This window comes from Pseudomonas sp. MWU13-3659 (assembly GCF_023757525.1).
GTDB lineage: Bacteria > Pseudomonadota > Gammaproteobacteria > Pseudomonadales > Pseudomonadaceae > Aquipseudomonas > Aquipseudomonas entomophila_E.
The window spans coordinates 414,469-433,976 of sequence record NZ_JAMSHW010000001.1; the positions used below are offsets into that span (position 1 = coordinate 414,469).

18 protein-coding genes are annotated in these 19,508 nt (G+C 64.9%); 9 read left to right on the forward strand and 9 right to left on the reverse strand.

Annotation, left to right across the window (positions count from 1 at the left end; genetic code table 11):
- Position 1: 1 nt before the first annotated feature.
- From NGM28_RS01840 to bioB, 7 genes are all read right to left on the reverse strand, one after another.
- Positions 2-1,807, reverse strand: a complete 1,806-nt coding sequence (locus NGM28_RS01840) for a phenylacyl-CoA dehydrogenase (RefSeq protein WP_240066898.1) — start codon at positions 1,805-1,807, stop codon at positions 2-4.
- A 272-nt stretch (positions 1,808-2,079) separates the two neighbouring features.
- Positions 2,080-2,379, reverse strand: a complete 300-nt coding sequence (locus NGM28_RS01845; protein ID WP_240066897.1) for a pyrroloquinoline quinone biosynthesis protein PqqE — start codon at positions 2,377-2,379, stop codon at positions 2,080-2,082.
- Between the two features lie 240 nt (positions 2,380-2,619).
- On the reverse strand, positions 2,620-3,300 hold the full coding sequence (gene bioD, locus NGM28_RS01850; RefSeq protein WP_240066896.1) for a dethiobiotin synthase: 681 nt from the start codon (positions 3,298-3,300) through the stop codon (positions 2,620-2,622).
- Between the two features lies 1 nt (position 3,301).
- Positions 3,302-4,126, reverse strand: coding sequence for a malonyl-ACP O-methyltransferase BioC (gene bioC, locus NGM28_RS01855; protein ID WP_252088496.1), 825 nt, complete (start codon positions 4,124-4,126; stop codon positions 3,302-3,304).
- A complete protein-coding gene (locus NGM28_RS01860) occupies positions 4,119-4,850 on the reverse strand; it encodes an alpha/beta fold hydrolase (protein WP_252088497.1) in 732 nt (243 codons plus the stop codon). The genes bioC and NGM28_RS01860 overlap by 8 nt, the downstream gene beginning before the upstream one ends.
- Positions 4,843-6,015: an 8-amino-7-oxononanoate synthase gene (gene bioF, locus NGM28_RS01865; protein WP_240066893.1), complete on the reverse strand. Its 1,173-nt coding sequence runs from the start codon at positions 6,013-6,015 to the stop codon at positions 4,843-4,845. The genes NGM28_RS01860 and bioF overlap by 8 nt, the downstream gene beginning before the upstream one ends.
- 2 nt (positions 6,016-6,017) lie before the next feature.
- Positions 6,018-7,076, reverse strand: a complete 1,059-nt coding sequence (bioB, locus tag NGM28_RS01870) for a biotin synthase BioB (protein ID WP_240066892.1) — start codon at positions 7,074-7,076, stop codon at positions 6,018-6,020.
- A gap of 89 nt (positions 7,077-7,165) precedes the next feature.
- Between bioB and NGM28_RS01875 the strand changes: the two genes are divergently transcribed.
- The 4 genes from NGM28_RS01875 to rarD all read left to right on the forward strand — a co-directional run bounded on the left by NGM28_RS01875 (position 7,166) and on the right by rarD (position 10,791).
- Positions 7,166-7,903 (forward strand): ComFC family protein, encoded by a 738-nt coding sequence (locus NGM28_RS01875; protein WP_240066891.1) that lies wholly within the window; start codon positions 7,166-7,168, stop codon positions 7,901-7,903.
- 57 nt (positions 7,904-7,960) lie between these two features.
- On the forward strand, positions 7,961-8,725 hold the full coding sequence (locus NGM28_RS01880) for a TOBE domain-containing protein (RefSeq protein WP_252088498.1): 765 nt from the start codon (positions 7,961-7,963) through the stop codon (positions 8,723-8,725).
- Between the two features lie 139 nt (positions 8,726-8,864).
- The gene (locus NGM28_RS01885; protein WP_240066889.1) at positions 8,865-9,839 is read left to right on the forward strand and encodes a serine/threonine protein kinase; all 975 of its coding nucleotides are present in this window, start codon (positions 8,865-8,867) and stop codon (positions 9,837-9,839) included.
- Positions 9,840-9,903: 64 nt separating this feature from the next.
- Entirely contained in the window at positions 9,904-10,791 is an 888-nt protein-coding gene (rarD, locus tag NGM28_RS01890) for an EamA family transporter RarD (protein ID WP_213658674.1), read from the forward strand.
- Between the two features lie 262 nt (positions 10,792-11,053).
- On the opposite strand, the gene NGM28_RS01895 is transcribed toward rarD, so the two are convergent.
- Positions 11,054-11,572, reverse strand: a complete 519-nt coding sequence (locus tag NGM28_RS01895; protein ID WP_240066887.1) for a glycine cleavage system transcriptional repressor — start codon at positions 11,570-11,572, stop codon at positions 11,054-11,056.
- 461 nt (positions 11,573-12,033) lie between these two features.
- Here NGM28_RS01895 and NGM28_RS01900 point away from each other — a divergent pair, with 461 nt between their 5' ends.
- A complete protein-coding gene (locus tag NGM28_RS01900; RefSeq protein WP_240066886.1) occupies positions 12,034-14,211 on the forward strand; it encodes a malate synthase G in 2,178 nt (725 codons plus the stop codon).
- Between the two features lie 142 nt (positions 14,212-14,353).
- On the opposite strand, the gene NGM28_RS01905 is transcribed toward NGM28_RS01900, so the two are convergent.
- Positions 14,354-14,797 carry a response regulator gene (locus NGM28_RS01905; protein WP_430624230.1) on the reverse strand — a complete coding sequence of 148 codons (444 nt, stop codon included), beginning with the start codon at positions 14,795-14,797 and terminating at the stop codon, positions 14,354-14,356.
- 226 nt (positions 14,798-15,023) lie between these two features.
- Between NGM28_RS01905 and NGM28_RS01910 the strand changes: the two genes are divergently transcribed.
- The 4 genes from NGM28_RS01910 to NGM28_RS01925 all read left to right on the forward strand — a co-directional run bounded on the left by NGM28_RS01910 (position 15,024) and on the right by NGM28_RS01925 (position 19,372).
- Complete coding sequence (locus NGM28_RS01910; RefSeq protein WP_252088499.1) at positions 15,024-16,961, forward strand: DUF294 nucleotidyltransferase-like domain-containing protein; 1,938 nt, start codon at positions 15,024-15,026, stop codon at positions 16,959-16,961.
- Positions 16,958-17,668, forward strand: a complete 711-nt coding sequence (locus NGM28_RS01915; RefSeq protein WP_252088500.1) for a 3'-5' exonuclease — start codon at positions 16,958-16,960, stop codon at positions 17,666-17,668. The genes NGM28_RS01910 and NGM28_RS01915 overlap by 4 nt, the downstream gene beginning before the upstream one ends.
- A 232-nt stretch (positions 17,669-17,900) precedes the next feature.
- A complete protein-coding gene (locus tag NGM28_RS01920) occupies positions 17,901-18,419 on the forward strand; it encodes an RNA polymerase sigma factor (protein ID WP_240066882.1) in 519 nt (172 codons plus the stop codon).
- Positions 18,416-19,372 carry a FecR domain-containing protein gene (locus NGM28_RS01925; RefSeq protein ID WP_252088501.1) on the forward strand — a complete coding sequence of 319 codons (957 nt, stop codon included), beginning with the start codon at positions 18,416-18,418 and terminating at the stop codon, positions 19,370-19,372. The genes NGM28_RS01920 and NGM28_RS01925 overlap by 4 nt, the downstream gene beginning before the upstream one ends.
- Positions 19,373-19,508 lie beyond the last annotated feature (136 nt).

The window sequence follows — 19,508 nt, forward strand, 5'->3', positions numbered from 1 at the left end:
CTTAGATGGAAAGACCGAAGTCTTCTTCCTTCATCGCCATCAGGTTGTCGGCGCCGGACAGGATCGCCGCCACGTGCGAGCGGGTGCGCGGCAGGATGCGCTGGAAGTAGAAGCGCGCGGTCTGCAGCTTGGCGGTGTAGAACGCCTCTTCGCTGGTGCCGGCAGCCAGTTTCTCGGCAGCCAGGCGGGCGATGTCGGCCCAGAAGTAGGCCAGGCACGCATAGCCGGAGTACATCAGGTAATCCACCGAAGCGGCACCCACTTCCTCGCGGTCCTTCATGGCGGCCATGCCGATCTTCATGGTCAGCTCGCCCCACTCCTTGTTGATCGCCGCCAGTGGCTCGACGAACTCTTTGGTAGCGGCGTTGCCTTCCTGCCCTTGGCAGAACTTGTGGACGATCTTGGTAAAGCCCTTGAGCGCCTCGCCCTGGGTCATCAGCACTTTACGGCCGAGCAGGTCGAGGGCCTGGATACCGGTAGTGCCTTCGTACAGCATCGAGATACGGCTGTCGCGCACGTTCTGCTCCATGCCCCACTCGGCGATGAAGCCGTGGCCACCGTAGATCTGCACACCGTGGTTGGCGGCCTCGAAGCCGACTTCGGTCATGAATGCCTTGGCGATCGGGGTGAGGAAGGCCAGCAGGGCGTCGGCCTTCTTGCGCTCTTCCTCGTCCTGGCTGTACTTGACGATATCCACCTGCTTGGCGGTGAAGTAGACCATGGCACGGTTGCCTTCGGCGAAGGCCTTCATGGTCAGCAGCATGCGACGCACGTCCGGGTGGACGATGATCGGGTCAGCGGCCTTTTCCGGCGCTTTCGGGCCAGTCAGGGAGCGCATCTGCAGGCGGTCACGGGCGTACTTCAGGCCACCCTGGAACGCCACTTCGGCGTGGGCCAGGCCCTGCAGGGCGGTCCCCAGGCGGGCAGTGTTCATGAAGGTGAACATGCAGTTCAGGCCCTTGTTGGCCGGGCCGATCAGGTAGCCGGTGGCAGCGTCGAAGTTCATCACGCAGGTGGCGTTGCCGTGGATGCCCATCTTGTGTTCCAGGGAGCCGCAGCTCACGCCGTTGCGCTCGCCTACGCCGCCTTCGGCGTTCGGCAGGAACTTCGGCACGATGAACAGCGAGATACCCTTGGTACCGGCCGGTGCATCGGGCAGGCGGGCCAGGACGATATGGACGATGTTGTCGGCCATGTCGTGCTCACCGGCCGAGATGAAGATCTTGGTGCCGGAAACCTTGTAGCTGCCGTCGGCCTGAGGTTCGGCCTTGGTGCGCAGCATGCCGAGGTCGGTGCCACAGTGCGGCTCGGTCAGGCACATGGTGCCGGTCCACTCGCCGGACACCAGTTTGGTCAGGTAGGTCTCTTGCTGCTCGGGGGTGCCGTGCTCGGAGATGGTGTTCATTGCGCCGTGGGACAGGCCTGGGTACATGCCCCACGACCAGTTCGACTCGCCGACCATTTCGCTGAGCGTGAGGCCCAGCGACTCGGGCAGGCCCTGGCCGCCATGGGCGACGTCATGGGCCAGGCTCGGCCAGCCACCTTCGACGAATTGCTCGTAGGCTTCCTTGAAGCCGGTCGGGGTCTTCACGCCCGATTCGCTCCAGGTGCAGCCTTCCAGGTCGCCGACGCGGTTCAGCGGTGCCAGCACCTGCTCACAGAATTTCGCGCCTTCTTCCAGGATCGCGTTGACCATGTCTGGCGTCGCGTCCTGGCAGCCCGGCAGGCTCTGATAGTGCGCCTCATAGCCGAGCAGTTCGTCGCGAACGAAGCGGATATCACGCAAGGGGGCTTTGTAATCAGGCATTGCGATGAACCTCTGTGATGAGTTCGGTGGGGAGACCGCGGATACCGACCAGCTCTTGGCGGCTTTCGGTCAAACAGTTGTTTGAAACTTACGTTTAGGTGGCGCCAATGTCAAGAAGGCACTATGGTGCCATTTCAGTCGCCGAACATGGTATTTCCGCCATGCCCACCTGAACGCATCGCGGGGCAAGCCTGCTCCCACGCAATCACCGCTCAGCGGGGCATGGGAGCGGGTTTGCCCCGCGAGGGTGTAGCCGGATGTGATTCAGCAGGTCAGGCGTAGGTGTCGATGAAACGGCCGAGCATTTCGTCCGAAGCCTTGGCGACTTTCACGCCCAGTTCGACCTCGTGCTTGCCCAGCGCCAGCTGCACGGTACTGGTGGCCAGGTCCAACTGCTGGCTGCGATCGACGCCGCGCAGGCGTTCGGCCTGGAATTGGCTGGACTGGCCGCTTTCCTCGCCGCGCTCGACCGCGCCACTGGCGATCTGCTGGGCGGCCTGGTCGACGCGGTTCTGCCCGTTTTGGATGGCGCCAAGGCCCGCGTAGAAGGCGGAGCTCGCATTGATTTCCATGTCAGGACTCCGTGACGCTGGATAGTGAACAGGCCTTATTAAAGCAGCACATCAGGCAAAAGGCCCGTTTAAATCACTAATAGCCTAGTGCCATCCAATAGAGCCCGGCGATATGGGTTCACGCAGGGAGCTGTAGGAGCGGCTTTAGCCGCGATGCAGGCGACGCGGTGCCTGGCACCCGCTTTGCGGGTGATCGCGGCTAAAGCCGCTCCTACAGAGGTCGCGCCAAATCAGACCACGCTAGTCCAGCAAGTCCAGTTGCAAGTGCTCGGCCACCGCATCCGCCCCCGCCTGCTTGAGCCAGGGGACACGCCCGAGGCACGGCGCCGGCAAGCGTTCGGCCAGGCTGGAGAGATTCTCTTCCAGGCGCGATGTGCGCGGATCGACGATGTTCGCCACCCAACCGGCCAACTGCAGCCCATCGCGGGCAATGGCCTCGGCACTGAGCAAGGCGTGGTTGATACAACCAAGGCGCACCCCAACTACCAGGATCACCGGCAGCTTCAGAGCAATGGCCAGGTCCGAAAGGTTGGCAGTGTCGGACAGTGGCACCCGCCATCCCCCTGCCCCTTCGATCAACGTGAAGTCGGCACCTTGGGCGAGAACGTGGCGCATGGCATCACTCAAGGTCGACACGTTCAATGCCACCCCTGCCTCACGTGCCGCCACGTGCGGAGCTATCGCCGGCTCGAAGGCGAACGGGTTCACCACTTCGTAAGGCAGTTTGATCGTGCTCTCGTCGATCAAGGCCAGGGCATCGCTGTTACGCAGCCCCTTGCCGGAAACCGTACAGCCGGAAGCCACTGGCTTGGCCGCCAGGGTACTCATGCCCAGTTGCCGCGCCGCGTGCAGCAGGCCGGCGGCGATGGTGGTCTTGCCCACGTCGGTGTCGGTGCCGGCGATGAAATAGGCCTGGCTCATGCTACTGCTCCTGCGCCATGGGTTTGCGCAACACACCATAGACCACCTGGTAAGTGGCCGGCAGGCCCTGCGGCTGACGGAACTGTTCGTAGGCCTGCAACAGGCCCTGCATCCGCGCCCGGCCGGTGAGCCCGGAAGGGCGCCCCGGGTTGAGGTTGTGGGCGCCCAGCGCCTTGAGTTCATGGGTCAGGCTGCGCACGTCCGGGTAATGGAGGACATGGGGGCGACGCTCCAGGACGAGCAGTTGCAGGCCACTGTCGCCGCACAGCCGCTGGTAGTCCTCGAAACGGCGGAAGCGGTTGACGTGAACCATGCCGTCCACTGCCTGCCAGCTGGCGCGCAACTCTTCCAATGTGCCCACGCACAGGCTGCTGAATGCCAGTACACCGCCTGGACGCAGGACCCGCCGCGCCTCATCGAGCACACTGGCGAACTGGCCGCACCACTGCACCGCCAGGCTGGTGAACAACAGGTCGACACTGGCGTCACGCAACGGCAGGCGCTCGGCATCGCCGGCCACATGGTGGCGCGCGCCACCTTGCTCGCGGGCATGGCGCAGCATGCCCTCGGCAATGTCCAGGGCCACACCGTTCGCCTCTCTGAAACGCTCGGCCAGCACCCGGCTGAAATGCCCGGTGCCACTGCCCATGTCGAGCCAGCGCGCAGGCGCCAGGCCGTCGGGCAGCTTGTCCAGCAAGGCAACACCGACCGCGCGCTGCAGGGCCGCGACACTGTCGTAGCTGGCCGCCGCGCGGGAGAACGAAGCCGCCACCTGGCGCTTGTCCGGCAGGGCGCCGGGCAGGGTTGGGTGGGAAAGGTCAGTCATCGCCACTCTCATGCAGGAAACTCTTGATGCCCGCCGCCAGCTCCTGTGGATATTCCAGCAGGAAGGCGTGGGAACTGTCTTCAACCAGGCCGACTTCCACGTCCGGCAACAGATCGCTCAGGGCCTTGGCCGCATCGGCCGGCACCAGAGCGTCGCTGCCGGCGAACAGATGAAGCTGCGGGCCGCCGTATTGCTCCAGCGCGGCGCGGGTGTCCAGCTTGGCCAGTACTTCAAGGCCATTGGCCAGGTACAACGGGTCAGTGTCCGGCACCCCCACGCCAAGCTGGCGCAACAAGGTGCGCGGCTGCAGGGCGCCGTCGCTGCACAGGGTGCGAAAGCGCTTGAGGGTGACGTGGGTATGGCTGCGGCAACCGTCGAGAAAAGTACCGAAAGTGTCCGGCGCCATGCCGTGGGGCCAGTCGGGGCGAGCGACGAAACAGGGGTTGCTGGCCAGGGTCAGCAAGCCGCAGCAGTGGTCGCCGCGCTTGTGGGCCAGCAGGCTGGCGAGCATGCCGCCCAGTGACCAGCCGCCCAGCCATACGTCGGTGGGCAGCTTGCGGTCGAGATGATCGACCCAGGCCTGGAGATCGCTGTCGGGCAGTTCCGGCAGCGGCATCAGTTCGACCTGCAGGCGCGAGTCCTGGGCACGCAGGCTGGCGGCCAACGGCTCCAGGGACGCGGTGCCCAGCCCCCAGCCGGGCAGGAGGATCAGTCGGTTACGCATCGGCGGACTCCAGCTGTGGATAACACTCGGCCAATGCATTCAACAATAGCTGGACCTGAGCCTCACTGTGGGCCGCGCTCAGGGTTACACGCAAACGTGCGCTGCCAGCGGGCACGGTGGGTGGGCGGATCGCGGTGACCAGCAAACCGCGCTCACGCAGTTTGCGCGACAGCGCCATGGCGCGTCCGGCATCGCCAATCAAGATCGGCTGGATCGCCGTCTGGCTGTCCATCAGGGTCAGACCTATCTGCTGCGCCCCTTCGCGGAACTGGTGGATCAACGCGGTCAGGTGCTCCCGGCGCCAGGTGTCGCGGCGCAACAGTTCCAGTGCCTTGAGCGTCGCGCAGGCCAGCGCAGGCGGCTGGCTGGTGGTGTAGATATAGGGCCGCGCAAACTGCACCAGTGCCTCGATCAGTTCCTCGCTGCCGGCGACGAAGGCACCGGAAGTGCCACAGGCCTTGCCCAGGGTGCCGATCAGCACCGGCACATCGTCGACGCCCAAGCCAAACTGTTCCACCAGACCGCCGCCGTTGGCACCCAGCGTGCCCAGGCCATGGGCGTCATCGACCATCAGCCAGGCGCCACGGGCCCGCGCCGCGCCAGCCAAGGCGGGCAGGTCGGCGCAATCACCATCCATGCTGAACACGCCATCGGTGACCACCAGTGTATTGCCGGTGGCCTTCTCCAGGCGGCTGGCGAGGCTCGCGGGGTCGTTGTGCAGGTAACGGCTGAAGCGGGCGCCGCTGAGCAGGCCACCGTCGAGCAGCGAAGCGTGGTTGAGGCGGTCCTGCAGCACCGTGTCGCCCTGGCCCACCAAGGCGGTGATGGCGCCCAGGTTGGCCATATAGCCGGTGGAGAACAGCAGCGCGCGCGGGCGCCCGGTCAGCTCGGCAAGCGCCTCCTCGACCTGGTGATGGGGGGTGCTGTGACCGATCACCAGGTGCGAGGCACCGCCGCCGACGCCCCAGCGCTCGGCGCCATCGCGCCAGGCCTGGATCACGTCAGGGTGGTTGGCCAGCCCCAGGTAGTCGTTGCTGCAGAACGCCAGCAGTGGCTGGCCGTCGACCACCACCTGCGGCCCCTGCGGGCTTTGCAGCAGTGGCCGTTGCCGGTAAAGGTCGGCGGCACGCCGTTCGGCCAGCCGCGCGGCGAGGTTGAACGCCATGCTCAGGCCGAGGCTGCGTCGTAGAACAGCTCGCTGTTGCGCTGCTCGACCAATGCCTGCTCGATGGCCGCCTGGTGGACTTCGTCGGCATGCTCTTCACGGGCTTCGGGCTTGATGCCGAGGCGGGCGAACAGTTGCATGTCCTTGTCGGCCTGCGGGTTGGCGGTGGTCAGCAGTTTCTCGCCGTAGAAGATCGAGTTGGCACCGGCCATGAAAGCCAGGGCCTGCATCTGCTCGTTCATCTGCTCGCGGCCGGCTGACAGGCGCACGTGGGACTTGGGCATGAGGATGCGGGCCACGGCCAGCATGCGGATGAAGTCGAACGGGTCGACGTCTTCTTCCTCGGCCAGCGGCGTACCCGCTACCTTGACCAGCATGTTGATCGGCACTGACTCCGGGTGTTCGGGCAGGTTGGCCAGCTGGATCAGCAGGCCGGCGCGGTCGTCCAGCGACTCGCCCATGCCGAGGATGCCGCCGGAGCAGATCTTCATCCCGGCATCACGTACATAGGCCAGTGTCTGCAAGCGCTCGCTGTAGGTGCGAGTGGTGATGATGCTGCCGTAGAACTCCGGCGAAGTGTCGAGGTTGTGGTTGTAGTAGTCGAGGCCGGCCTGGGCCAGGGCCAATGTTTGCTCCTGGTCGAGCTTGCCGAGGGTCATGCAGGTCTCCAGGCCCATGGCCTTGACCCCTTTGACCATCTCCAGCACGTAGGGCATGTCCTTGGCCGAGGGGTGCTTCCACGCCGCCCCCATGCAGAAGCGGGTCGAGCCGATGGCCTTGGCCCGGGCGGCCTCCTCCAGCACCTTTTGCACTTCCATCAACTTCTGCTTTTCCAACCCGGTGTTGTAGTGGCCGGACTGTGGACAATATTTGCAATCTTCCGGGCAGGCACCGGTCTTGATCGACAGCAGCGTGGAAACCTGCACGCGATTAGGGTCGAAATGTGCGCGGTGCATGGTCTGGGCCTGGAACAGCAGGTCGTTGAACGGCTGCTGGAACAGCGCCTTGACCTCGGCCAGGGACCAATCGTGACGTGTAGTTGCAATTGCGCTGGCGCTCATCGGCGTTTCCTTATCTAGGGTCTGACTGACGCCGGGACAGGAAAACCTACCAGCGCATCACGGATAGCTCGCATAGTCATGGAAGCCCTATGAACTGTCAACCAAATATAAAATCACTGGTTTACAAGTGTATAAATAATAACCATACATGTTTGCTTTGTGATGAGCCCGCCAGGCAGCCCTACCCAGTGTGCGCGGCCTGTGAGAGCGAACTGCCCTGGCTGGGCGAACAGTGCCTGCACTGCGCCTTGCCGCTGTCACTGGACGGGCTCACGTGCGCCAGCTGCAGTCGACGCCCACCCGCCTATAGCCGGGTCGTCGCCGCCTGGCACTATGGTTTCCCGGTCGACACCCTGATCAGCCGCTTCAAGCACCACAGCCAGTGGCCCCTTGGGCGGTTGATGGCGCAATTACTCGGGCATGCCGTGGAACATCGTCATGGCATGGGCTTGCCGAGGCCCGACCGGCTGTTGCCTGTTCCTTTAGCCAGGCGTCGGCTGCGCCAGCGCGGCTTCAACCAGGCAGCCATGTTGTGTCGCTGGCTGTCCAGGCAGCTTGAACTGCCCTGGAATGAACACCTGCTGGAGCGCACGCGCGACACGCCCGCCCAGCAGGCGTTGGGCGCCAGCGCCCGGCAGCGCAACCTGCGCCAGGCCTTCGCCCTGGCGCCAGGCACAGAGGTCAAAGGCCTGCACCTGGCCGTAGTCGACGACGTCATGACCACCGGCGCGACCGCCCAGGCAATCGCCGCGCTGCTGCGCAGGGCCGGCGCCCGCCGCGTCGATATCTACTGCCTGGCACGCACCCCTCGCCCTGGCCAGGCTTGACTTGACCAGATGCGGGCGGCAACGTCGCGGGATATTCACCACATTCGATACCCGCCCATGTCCCTGCCCGCCCTGCTCACCCAGCACATCGCCCGCCGCCCACAGCGCATCGCCCTGTTGCAGCATGTGGCCGAACAAGGCTCGATCACACGTGCGGCGAAAGCCGCCGGCATCAGCTACAAGGCGGCCTGGGACGCCATCGACGAACTCAACAACCTGGCGGCACAACCCTTGGTGGAGCGCAGCACCGGGGGGCGCGGCGGCGGTGGCGCACGGTTGTCCACGGAGGGTGAACGGGTGCTGCGCCTCTATCAGCGCCTGCAGGCCCTGCAAGCGCAGATCCTCGAGGCTGCCGAAGAGACCAGCGACCTCGACCTGCTCGGGCGCCTGATGCTGCGCACCAGCGCGCGTAACCAGTTACAGGGGCGAATCAGCGGGCTACGCCGGGAAGGCCGGCATGACCGCATCAGCCTGAACCTGGGTGGTGGGCTTGAGATCGAAGCGTTGATCACACGCGGCAGCACCGAACGGCTGGAACTGGCGTTGGGCGCGACCGTGGTGGCACTGCTGAAGGCGGGGTGGGTGCAGTTGCTTGGTGCGGATGAGATTCAGGAGCCCGGCAGCAACTGCCTGCAAGCCAAGGTCGAGGAGGTGCTGGCCGATAGCGATGGCCCGAGCGAAGTGCGCCTGGCACTGGGCAACGGCCAGACGCTGTGCGCCATTGCCGAGGAGCAATGGCTGGTGCAGCACAAGGTGGAGGCAGGCAGCACGTTGAGCGTGCAGTTCCATCCGTCGTACGTGTTGCTTGGGGTGCCGGTGTAACCCTCTGAACCTGGGCTGCTGCGCAGCCCATCGCCGGCAAGCCGGCTCCTACAGGCAGGTCGTGCATCTGCCGAACACGTCCACGCCCAGGCCAATGCGCTACCATGCGCCCACGCAGTCCCCGCGCCTGGAGCCTTTCATGTCCCACCCCTTCGATACCCTCACCCCCGACCTCGTGCTGGACGCCGTGGAAAGCCTGGGCTTTCTCAGCGACGCCCGGGTACTGGCGCTCAACAGCTACGAGAACCGCGTCTATCAGGTGGGCATCGAGGGGGAACAGCCGCTGATCGCCAAGTTCTACCGCCCAGGGCGCTGGAGCGATGCGGCAATCCTTGAAGAACATGCCTTCACCGCCGAACTGGCCGAGTGCGAGGTGCCAGTGGTGGCGCCGCTGCTACATGAAGGTCGTTCACTGTTCGAACACCAGGGTTTTCGCTTCACCCTGTTCCCACGCCGTGGCGGTCATGCCCCAGAGCCAGGCAACCTCGACCAGCTCTATCGCCTTGGGCAACTGCTCGGCCGCCTGCACGCGGTAGGCGCGACCAAGCCTTTCGCTCACCGCGAATCCCTGGCTGTGGACAACTTCGGCCACGCCTCGCTCAAGACCCTGCTCGACGGTGACTTCGTGCCCCGCGAACTACTGCCGGCCTACGAGTCGGTGGCCCGCGACCTGCTCAAGCGGGTCGAGGACATCTACGCCCGCACCCCGCACCAGACGATCCGCCTGCACGGTGACCTGCACCCCGGCAACCTGATGCACCGCGACGAGGTGTACCACGTCGTCGACCTCGACGACTGCCGCATGGGGCCGGCTGTCCAGGACCTGTGGATGATGCTCGCCGGCAGCCGCGAGGAACGCCTGGGCCAGTTGGCCGAGCTGATCGACGGCTACAACGAGTTCCACGACTTCGACCCGCGCGAACTGGCCCTGATCGAGCCGCTGCGCGCCCTGCGCCAGTTGCACTACAGCGCCTGGCTGGCGCGGCGCTGGGACGATCCGGCGTTTCCGCCGAGCTTCCCCTGGTTCGGCCAGCCGCGCTATTGGGGCGACCAGATCCTCGCCCTGCGCGAGCAGATCGCTGCACTCGATGAAGAACCGCTGAAATTGTTCTAGAAGCGCGTCGTGGTCTGTCTACAATAGGCGTCGCTTTATTTAGCTACCTAAGCAAGGATTTTTCATGCACGCCGCCAACCCGCGCCGCGGGTACCTCCTGGGCCTCGGCGCCTACATCATCTGGGGCCTGTTCCCCCTGTACTTCAAAGCCATCCAGAGCGTCCCGGCGGTGGAGATCATTGTCCACCGGGTGCTCTGGTCCGCGCTGTTCGGCTCGCTCCTGCTGCTGGTGTGGAAACACCCCGGCTGGTGGCGCGAGCTGCGCGAAAACCCGCGACGCCTGGCGATCCTGGCCCTGAGCGGTGCGTTGATCGCCGGCAACTGGCTGACCTACGTGTGGGCGGTGAACAACGGGCGCATGCTCGAAGCCAGCCTGGGCTACTACATCAACCCGCTGATCAACGTGCTGCTGGGCATGCTGCTGCTCGGCGAGCGCCTGCGCCGCCTGCAATGGCTGGCGGTGGGGCTGGCGGCACTGGGGGTGGTGCAACAGGTGTGGCAGGTCGGTAGCCTGCCATGGGTGTCGCTGGCGTTGGCGCTGTCGTTCGGTTTCTATGGGTTGATTCGCAAGCAGGCGCCCGTGGCCGCGCTGCCAGGGCTGGTGGTCGAGACGTGGATGCTGGTGCCCATCGCCATCGGCTGGTTGTTGCTGCACCCTGCGGCCAGCAGCGCCAGCCCTGAGTTCTTCAGCAGCAGCGAGGCGCTGTGGTTGATCGCAGCCGGCCCGGTGACGCTGGTGCCGCTGGTCTGCTTCAATGCCGCTGCCCGTCACCTGCCCTACACCACGCTGGGCTTCCTGCAGTACCTGGCACCGACCTTGGTGCTGTTGCAGGCGGTGCTGCTGTTCGACGAGCACCTGACGGCGAGCAACCTGCTGGCGTTCGCCTGCATCTGGGCCGGCCTGGCGGTTTATAGCGTCGATGCCTGGCTCAGCTTGCGCAAGCGCGCCTGATCAGAAATTGATCATATTGCTACAGGCCACGGAGGACGCGGCCTGTAGCAAGCGCTCCAAAGGTTATCCACACCCTCGTCCCCGGCGTTTGTGCACAAGCCACAGATTAGTGGATGCTTTTTGCTCAAATCGCGCCAGGCATTGCCGTTATTGGCCTGCAGCGTGGCGCCCCCAGGTTATCCACAGAGACGTCCCTCTGAAATCGGGGATAACCTTGTTCGCCGGCAAGCCGGCTCCTACAAAGGCGCGCGGCGCATTCACTTCACTCCTCCGGCCGCAACTTCAATTCCACCATCAGGTCATCCGCCAGGCTCTCCAGCCGCCGCTGCAGGTCTTCCAGCGACAAGGTCAATGGCAGTGCCAGCAAGGCATCGGCGCGGAACAGCGGCTCGCTGCTCATCGGTGCCGGGCGAACCTCGGTGCTCAGGCGTTCCACGTTCACCCCTTGCTCGGCCAGCAAGCGGGTGATATCACGGACGATACCCGGCCGGTCGTTGCCCACCAGTTCCATGGCAATCGGTTTCCAGGTGCAGGACGGCTCGATGCCGCTTTCGGCGATCAGCACGCGGATGTCGTACTGGGCCAGCCTGTGCAGCGACTCAACAAGCTCGTCATAGTTTTCCGCCGGCACCGCCACCCGCAAGATCCCGGCGAACTGCCCGGCCATGCGCGACATGCGGCTTTCCAGCCAGTTGCCGTTGTGATTGGCGATGCACTCGGCGATGCGTTCGACCTGCCCGGCCTTGTCGGGGGCGATCACGGTGAGTACGAGATGGTCCACAGGCCACTCCTCTTGGTTCGGTCAGGGCCGCGGCAGACGGCCGAAAAACGGGGATCGCATCAGTATAGGCAAGGCGCGGCAACCTGCCGCAGGACAGCCCAGCCAACCAATCGTGTACTGTTTCAAGATTTATCTGGAACAATCCACCTGTTTTTTGCGAACATGTCGTCTCCCAGCGTGACCCTATGCGACCAACCGGTCGCGGAGCGACGCTTTTAGTCTGATGTTTACCTGCCTGCTGCTTCATGTAGTATGCGTCGACGCGGACTACAAAACGTCGTTTCGATGTCTGCCAAGGCGCCTGTGAAAATACGCCACCCGCTCGCCGACCCGTCTGGCGAGCCGCACCCAGCCGCCCTCGTGAGTCATTGGGGCATGCACTGGTGCCGTGTTTAGAGAAGCGCTACAGGCTTAATACAGAAGAGCGAAAGCGAAATAGCTGAGCAGAGGTGAGGCAAGCAATGACTGGATACGTTCAAGTCGGTGGCCTTCAGGTCGCCAAGGTCCTGTTCGACTTCGTCAACAACGAAGCCATTCCGGGGACCGGCATCAACGCCGAGCAGTTCTGGGCCGGTGCCGAGAAGATCATCAACGACCTCGCTCCCAAGAACAAAGCCCTGCTCGCCAAGCGCGACGAGCTGCAAGCGAAGATCGACGCCTGGCACCAGGCGCGCAAGGGCCAGGCCCACGACGCCGTGGCGTACAAAGCCTTCCTCCAGGAAGTCGGCTACCTGCTGCCGCAGGCCGAGGACTTCCAGGCCACCACGCAAAACGTAGACGAAGAAATCGCCCACATGGCCGGCCCGCAGCTGGTGGTGCCGGTGATGAACGCCCGCTTCGCCCTGAACGCCGCCAATGCCCGCTGGGGCTCGCTGTACGACGCGCTGTACGGCACCGACGTCATCAGCGATGAGGGCGGTGCCGAGAAAGGCCAGGGTTACAACAAGCTGCGCGGCGACAAAGTCATCGCCTTCGCCCGCGCCTTCCTTGACGAGGCCGCGCCACTGGCTGCCGGCTCCCATGTCGACTCCACCGCCTACCGCATCGAAGGCGGCAAGCTGGTGGTCGCCCTCAAGGGCGGCAGCAACAGCGGCCTGCGCGACGACGCCCAGCTGATCGGCTTCCATGGCGATGCCAAGGCCCCGACCGCCGTGCTGCTCAAGCACAACGGCCTGCACTTCGAAATCCAGGTCGATGCCACCACCCCAGTCGGCAGCACCGACGCGGCGGGCGTGAAGGACATCCTGATGGAGTCGGCGCTGACCACCATCATGGACTGCGAAGACTCGGTCGCCGCTGTCGACGCCGACGACAAAGTGATCGTCTACCGCAACTGGCTGGGCCTGATGAAAGGCGACCTGGCCGAGAGCGTGAGCAAGGGCGGCAAGACCTTCACCCGTACCATGAACCCGGACCGCGAGTACGCCGCACCGAATGGTGGCAGCGTCACCCTGCACGGTCGTTCGCTGCTGTTCGTGCGCAACGTCGGTCACCTGATGACCAACCCGGCGATCCTCGACGCCCAGGGCAACGAGATCCCCGAGGGCATCCAGGATGGCCTGTTCACCAACCTGATCGCCTTGCACAACCTCAACGGCAACACCAGCCGCAAGAACACCCGCAGCGGCAGCGTGTACATCGTCAAACCGAAAATGCACGGCCCTGAAGAAGTCGCCTTCGCCGCCGAAATCTTCAGCCGCGTCGAAGACCTGCTGGGCATGAAGCGCAACACCGTCAAGGTCGGCATCATGGACGAGGAGCGCCGCACCACGGTCAACCTCAAGTCCTGCATCAAGGCCGCCGCCGAACGCGTGGTGTTCATCAACACCGGCTTCCTCGACCGCACCGGTGACGAAATCCACACCTCCATGGAAGCCGGCGCCGTGGTGCGCAAGGGCGCCATGAAGAACGAAAAGTGGATCGGCGCCTACGAGAACAACAACGTCGACGTCGGCCTGGCCACTGGCCTGCAAGGCCGCGCGCAGATCGGCAAGGGCATGTGGGCCATGCCGGACCTGATGGCCGCCATGCTCGAGCAGAAGATCGCCCACCCGCTGGCTGGCGCCAACACCGCCTGGGTACCGTCGCCGACCGCCGCGACCCTGCACGCCCTGCACTACCACAAGGTCGATGTGCAGGCGCGTCAGCGCGAACTGGCTGCGCGTACCCCAGCTTCGGTCGACGACATCCTGACCATCCCGCTGGCCGCCGACACCAACTGGTCGGAAGAAGAGATCCGCAACGAACTGGACAACAACGCCCAGGGCATCCTCGGTTACGTGGTGCGCTGGATCGACCAGGGCGTGGGTTGCTCGAAGGTGCCGGACATCAACGATGTCGGCCTGATGGAAGACCGCGCCACCCTGCGCATCTCGGCCCAGTTGCTGGCCAACTGGCTGCGCCATGGCGTGGTCACCCAGGCACAGGTGCTGGAAAGCCTCAAGCGCATGGCCGCAGTGGTGGACAAGCAGAACGCCGGTGATGCCCTGTACCGCCCGATGGCGCCGAACTTCGATGACAACATCGCGTTCCAGGCCGCTATCGAGTTGGTGGTCGAGGGTGCCAAGCAACCGAACGGCTACACCGAGCCGGTGCTGCACCGCCGTCGCCGCGAGTTCAAGGCGCGTAACGGGTTGTGATCCGTGAGGGGCCGCCATGCGGCCCGTTCGCTGCGCTGTCGTGCAGGGAACAGCTTCCTCTGTAGGAGCGGCTTTAGCCGCGATGCGGGCAACGCGGTGCCTGGCACTCTCGCTTCGCAGGTGATCGCGGCTAAAGCCGCTCCTACTCGATTTTCAGTTCTTTTTTCACCAGTTCCATCAACCTGTCCAGGTCCACCGGCTTGAGCAGGAAATCCACCACCCCCAGGTGCATCACGTCCACCGCCTCCTTCACATCGGTGTCGCCCGACACCACGATGATCGAAAGCGCCGCCCGCTCGGATTCGCGAACCTGGCGGATCAACTCCAGGCCATCCTGCGGCTCCATGCGCAGATCAGTGATCATCAGCCCGATGCGCGGTTGCTTTTGCAGATAATCCAAGGCCGCCTGGGCACCATTGGCAATCACGCAATCGATGCCCTTGGCCATCAGATAATCACTCAGCGCCTGGCTGTTCTTCGGCTCGTCGTCCACCACCAATACCAGAGACGTCTTTGCAGGTGGGGCAGTAACCATGGCCAACGCCTCACGCTCGGCGTCACTCAGGATATCGTCATGCTCAGCCATGGCCATCTCGTCAAAAAAACCTCGTTATTCAAGTTCAGACTGCAAACCCCCTGCATGCAAACTGCCTTTCGTCGGCAATTTGACACCTGGCATAAGCAGCGAACCCACTCCTGCGCCTTATAGACTTACGTCCAATGGGCACCGCAGAGCCGTCGTCCGACCATGGAGGCCTAGAACAACAAGGTCTGCGCTTCTCCATGCAGACATTTTTAACGCGGTTGGTTCCATGAGCAAAAAGGACGCCTACACCCAAGCAGGCAGGACAGCAGTGCTGCAGAACATCCAAGGCACCCTGCAGTTCCTGCAGCGCTTCCCGCCGTTCAATCAGATGGAGCAGAGCCACCTGGCCTACCTGGTGGAACAATGCCAGCTGCGCTTCTACGCAAGCGGTGAAAGCATCATCAAGCCCGCCGACGGCCCCGTCGAGCACTTCTACATCGTCAAGCAAGGGCGCGTGGTCGGCGAGCGCCAGCATGTCACCCGGCCCGGCACCGAAACCACCTTCGAGATCGCCAGCGGCGAATGCTTCCCGCTGGCCGCGCTGCTGGGCGAGCGGGCCACCCGCACCGAACACCTGGCCGGCGAAGACACGTTCTGCCTGCAATTGAACAAGGCCGCGTTCATCCGTGTGTTCTCCATGTCCGAGGCGTTCCGCGACTTCGCCCTGCGTGGCGTGAGCAGCCTGCTCGACCAGGTCAACCAGCAGGTGCGCCAACGGGCCGTGGAAACCCTCGGTACCCAGTATTCGCTGAACACGCCATTGGGCGAACTGGCCCTGCGCCATCCGGTGGTCTGCTCGGCGGATACACCACTGCGCGAAGCGGTGCGACTGATGCACGAGCAGCAGGTGGGCAGCATCGTCATCGTCGATGAACAGCGACACCCCACTGGCATCTTCACCCTGCGTGACCTGCGTCAGGTAGTGGCCGATGCCAGCGCCGAACTGACTGCGCCGATCGAGCGCTACATGACCGCCCGGCCGTTCTCGCTCAGCCCCCAGGCCAGCGCCTTCGACGCCGCCATGGCCATGACCGAGCGGCACATCGCCCATGTCTGCCTGGTGGAAAACCAGCGCCTGTGCGGGGTGATCTCCGAGCGCGACCTGTTCTCCCTGCAACGCGTCGACCTGGTGCACCTGGCACGTACCATCCGCCATGCACCGAAGCTGGACACCCTGGTGTCGCTGCGCGGCGGGATCGGCCAGTTGGTCGAGCGCATGCTCGCCCACGGCGCCTCCTCGACCCAGATCACCCAGATCATCACCCTGCTCAACGACCACACCGTGTGCCGGGTGATCGAACTGGCCATCGCCGAGCGCGGCGACCCGGGCGTGCCGTTCAGCTGGCTGTGCTTTGGCAGCGAAGGGCGCCGCGAACAGACCCTGCACACCGACCAGGACAACGGGATTCTGTTCGAGGCGCGCGACGCCGCCGAAGCCGATGCGATTCGCGCGAAACTGCTGCCGCTGGCCCAGTTCATCAACCATAACCTCGCCCAGTGCGGCTTCACCCTGTGCAAGGGCAACGTCATGGCCGGCAACCCCGAGCTGTGCCTGTCGCGCAGCGAGTGGGCACGGCGCTTTGCCGGTTTCGTGCGCGAAGCCAGCCCCGAGAACTTGCTGGGGTCGAGCATCTATTTCGACCTGCGTGTGGTCTGGGGCGATGACCAAGGTTGCGAACAGCTGCGCCGGGGCCTGCTGGAGCAGGTGGCAGACAACCGCATCTTCCAGCGCATGCTGGCCGACAACGCACTGCGCCAGCGCCCACCGGTCGGGCGCCTGCGCGAATTCGTGCTGACCCGCCAGGGCGACGACAAGGCCGCCACGCTCGACCTCAAGGTACAAGGCCTGACCCCGTTCGTCGATGGCGCGCGGCTGCTGGCCCTGGCCAATGGCATCGGTGCCTGCAACACCCTCGAGCGCCTGCGCCAGCTGGTGGACAAGGGCGTCATCGCACCGCTGGATGGCGCCGCGTATGAAGAGGCGTACCACTTCATCCAGCAGACCCGCATGCAGCAGCACCAGCGCCAGAGCCGCGACAACCTGCCTTATTCCAACCGCCTCGACCCAGACAGCCTCAACCACCTGGACCGGCGCATCCTGCGCGAATCCCTGCGCCAGGCCCAGCGCCTGCAAAGCAGCCTGGCCCTGCGGTACCAGCTGTGAACCTGTTCGCCTGGTTGCGCCCGGCGGTGCCGGAACTGGACGACCACTTGCGCCAGCGCCTCGCGCAGTTGCCCAGGCCCGCGCCAGCGGCGGTGTGCTCGCTGCGCGAACAGCGCTGGGTGGTGCTGGACCTGGAGACCAGCGGTCTGAACCTCAACCGTGACCAGGTGCTGTCAATTGGCGCGGTGGCCATCGAGGATGGCGCCATCGACCTGGGGCGCCCATTCGAGCGCACGCTGCACCGGCCCACCCAGAAGACCAATGCCAGCGTATTGATCCACCGCCTCGGCCCCAGTGCCCTGGCGGCGGGATGCGACCCGGCCGAGGCGTTGCTCGAGCTGCTGGCGTTCATCGGCGACAGCCCGGTGCTGGCATTCCATGCCCCGTTCGACCAGCGCATGCTGGCCCGCGCCCTGAAGGACAGCCTGGGCCTGCGCCTGCAGCACGTGTTCCTCGACGTTGCGGAACTGGCGCCGATGCTCAACCCCGACACGGTGTTGCGCGAAGCCGGGCTGGATGACTGGATTGCCCGCTTTGGCCTGGAGGTACAGGCCCGTCACCATGCCAGCGCCGACGCCCAGGTGACGGCGGAGTTAGCCTTGATCCTGTTCAGCCAGGCCCGCCGCCAGCAATTGGACAGTCCATTGCAGCTGGAGCAGCGGCTCAAGCAGTGGCGCCGACGCAAGGTACATAACCACGGCTTCTGAATTGGCATCGGCCCGTTCGCCGGCAACGCCGGCTCCTACATGGGATAGCACACCGATCACAAACCTTGCGCCGCTCCCCTGTAGGAGCCGGCGTTGCCGGCGAACCGCCAGTAGCCGTAGTAACCCAACGTGATGGCAATCCGATAAGCGTCAATTGCGCCCCGCCCCCCGCCTCTGCCACAATCGCGAATAATTATCGTTAGTTAACGCATTCTTTCCCGGGGGACGCTTCTTGACGTCTGCGCAGAGTCCACATGCCGATCTGGTCGGGGCGCTGTACCGCGACCATCGCGGCTGGCTGCTCGGCTGGTTGCAGCGCAGCACCGCCTGCCGCCAGCGCGCCGAGGACCTGAGCCAGGACACCTTTGTGCGCCTGCTCGGCCGCGAACGGCTGGACGCCCCTCGCGAACCCCGGGCGTTCCTGGTTGCCGTCGCCAAAGGGCTACTGTTCGATCACTTCCGCCGCGCGGCCCTGGAACAGGCCTACCTTGCGGAGCTTGCCCTGCTGCCGGAGACTGAGCACCCCTCCCCGGAACTGCAACACTTGATCCTCGAAGACCTCAAGGCCATCGACCACCTGCTCTGCAAACTGTCGAGCAAGGCCCGCGCCGCCTTCCTGTACAACCGCCTGGACGGCCTGGGCCATGCCGAAATCGCCGAACGCCTGGGTGTTTCGGTGTCGCGTGTGCGCCAGTACATCGCCCAGGGGCTGCGCCAGTGCTATGTCGCCCTGTACGGGGAGCCGACATGAACGCTGCACCGGTATCCGGCAAGGTGCTGGAAGCGGCCATTGCCTGGAAGCTGTGCCTGGACGAAGACAGCGGTACCCCGGACGAACGCAGCGAATTCATGCGCTGGCATGCGGCCCATGAGGAGCACGCCCGCGCCTGGCAGCAACTGGGCGCTCTCGACCAACGCGTCAGCGCCGCCGCCGGCCCGGTACGCCACACCCTGCTGCAATCGCGTGCTGGCCTGCGCCAGCGGCTCGGCGGGCTGGGCACGGGCCTGGCCGGGATGCTGGTGCTTGGCGGGTTGCTGGCCTGGGCCGGGGTCCCTACCCTTGCACCGGGCTACTGGCTGGCCGACCAGCGCACCGCCACCGGCGAAATGCGCACCCTGCGCCTTGAAGACGGCACCTTGCTCAGCCTGAACACCCACACCGCGGTGGATATCGACTTCCACGGCGAGCAGCGCCTGATCGTGCTGCACCAAGGCGAAATCTCCGTGGAAACCGGCCACGCCGACAGTCGCCCGCTGCTGGTGCGTACCGAGGATGGGCGCCTGCGCCCGCTGGGCACGCGCTTCCTGGTCAAACGCGAAGCAGGCGGCACGCGGCTGGAGGTGCTGCAAGCCTCGGTGGCCGCCAAACCGCAGAACAGTGGCGACGAACAGGTCCTGCGCGAAGGCCAGCAAGTATTGATGAGCGCCGATGGCCTTGGCCGCGTCGACCCCGTGACCGCCGGCAGCGACGCCTGGACCCGCGGCATGCTGGTGGTCGACAACGTGCGCCTGGCCGACCTGGTAGCCACCCTCGGGCAGTACCGCAGTGGCCACCTGGGCGTGGCCGACGAGGTCGCCGACCTGCGCGTGAGCGGCAGCTTCCCGCTGACCGACACCGACCTGGCCCTGGCGTCGCTGCAGCCAGCGTTGCCGGTGAAGATCGAACGGCACACGCCGTGGTGGGTGACCGTCACCGCCAATTAAAGGCCGGCGCCTACCCTGTAGGAGCCAGCCTTGCTGGCGAACGGGCCCGCCTCGGTTACGCGCCGGGCCCGTTCGCCGGCAAGCCGGCTCCTACAGAGGCCCCCACCGCCTCTGAAATTTTTTCAAAAGCCCCCTG

Coding starts and splice junctions, on each gene's coding strand:
- NGM28_RS01840 (WP_240066898.1), bottom strand. CDS start 1,807: ATGCCTGATTACAAAGCCCCCTTGCGTGATATCCGCTTCGTTCGCGAC.
- NGM28_RS01845 (WP_240066897.1), bottom strand. CDS start 2,379: ATGGAAATCAATGCGAGCTCCGCCTTCTACGCGGGCCTTGGCGCCATC.
- bioD (WP_240066896.1), bottom strand. CDS start 3,300: ATGAGCCAGGCCTATTTCATCGCCGGCACCGACACCGACGTGGGCAAG.
- bioC (WP_252088496.1), bottom strand. CDS start 4,126: ATGACTGACCTTTCCCACCCAACCCTGCCCGGCGCCCTGCCGGACAAG.
- NGM28_RS01860 (WP_252088497.1), bottom strand. CDS start 4,850: ATGCGTAACCGACTGATCCTCCTGCCCGGCTGGGGGCTGGGCACCGCG.
- bioF (WP_240066893.1), bottom strand. CDS start 6,015: ATGGCGTTCAACCTCGCCGCGCGGCTGGCCGAACGGCGTGCCGCCGAC.
- bioB (WP_240066892.1), bottom strand. CDS start 7,076: ATGAGCGCCAGCGCAATTGCAACTACACGTCACGATTGGTCCCTGGCC.
- NGM28_RS01875 (WP_240066891.1), top strand. CDS start 7,166: ATGAACTGTCAACCAAATATAAAATCACTGGTTTACAAGTGTATAAAT.
- NGM28_RS01880 (WP_252088498.1), top strand. CDS start 7,961: ATGTCCCTGCCCGCCCTGCTCACCCAGCACATCGCCCGCCGCCCACAG.
- NGM28_RS01885 (WP_240066889.1), top strand. CDS start 8,865: ATGTCCCACCCCTTCGATACCCTCACCCCCGACCTCGTGCTGGACGCC.
- rarD (WP_213658674.1), top strand. CDS start 9,904: ATGCACGCCGCCAACCCGCGCCGCGGGTACCTCCTGGGCCTCGGCGCC.
- NGM28_RS01900 (WP_240066886.1), top strand. CDS start 12,034: ATGACTGGATACGTTCAAGTCGGTGGCCTTCAGGTCGCCAAGGTCCTG.
- NGM28_RS01905 (WP_430624230.1), bottom strand. CDS start 14,797: ATGGCTGAGCATGACGATATCCTGAGTGACGCCGAGCGTGAGGCGTTG.
- NGM28_RS01910 (WP_252088499.1), top strand. CDS start 15,024: ATGAGCAAAAAGGACGCCTACACCCAAGCAGGCAGGACAGCAGTGCTG.
- NGM28_RS01925 (WP_252088501.1), top strand. CDS start 18,416: ATGAACGCTGCACCGGTATCCGGCAAGGTGCTGGAAGCGGCCATTGCC.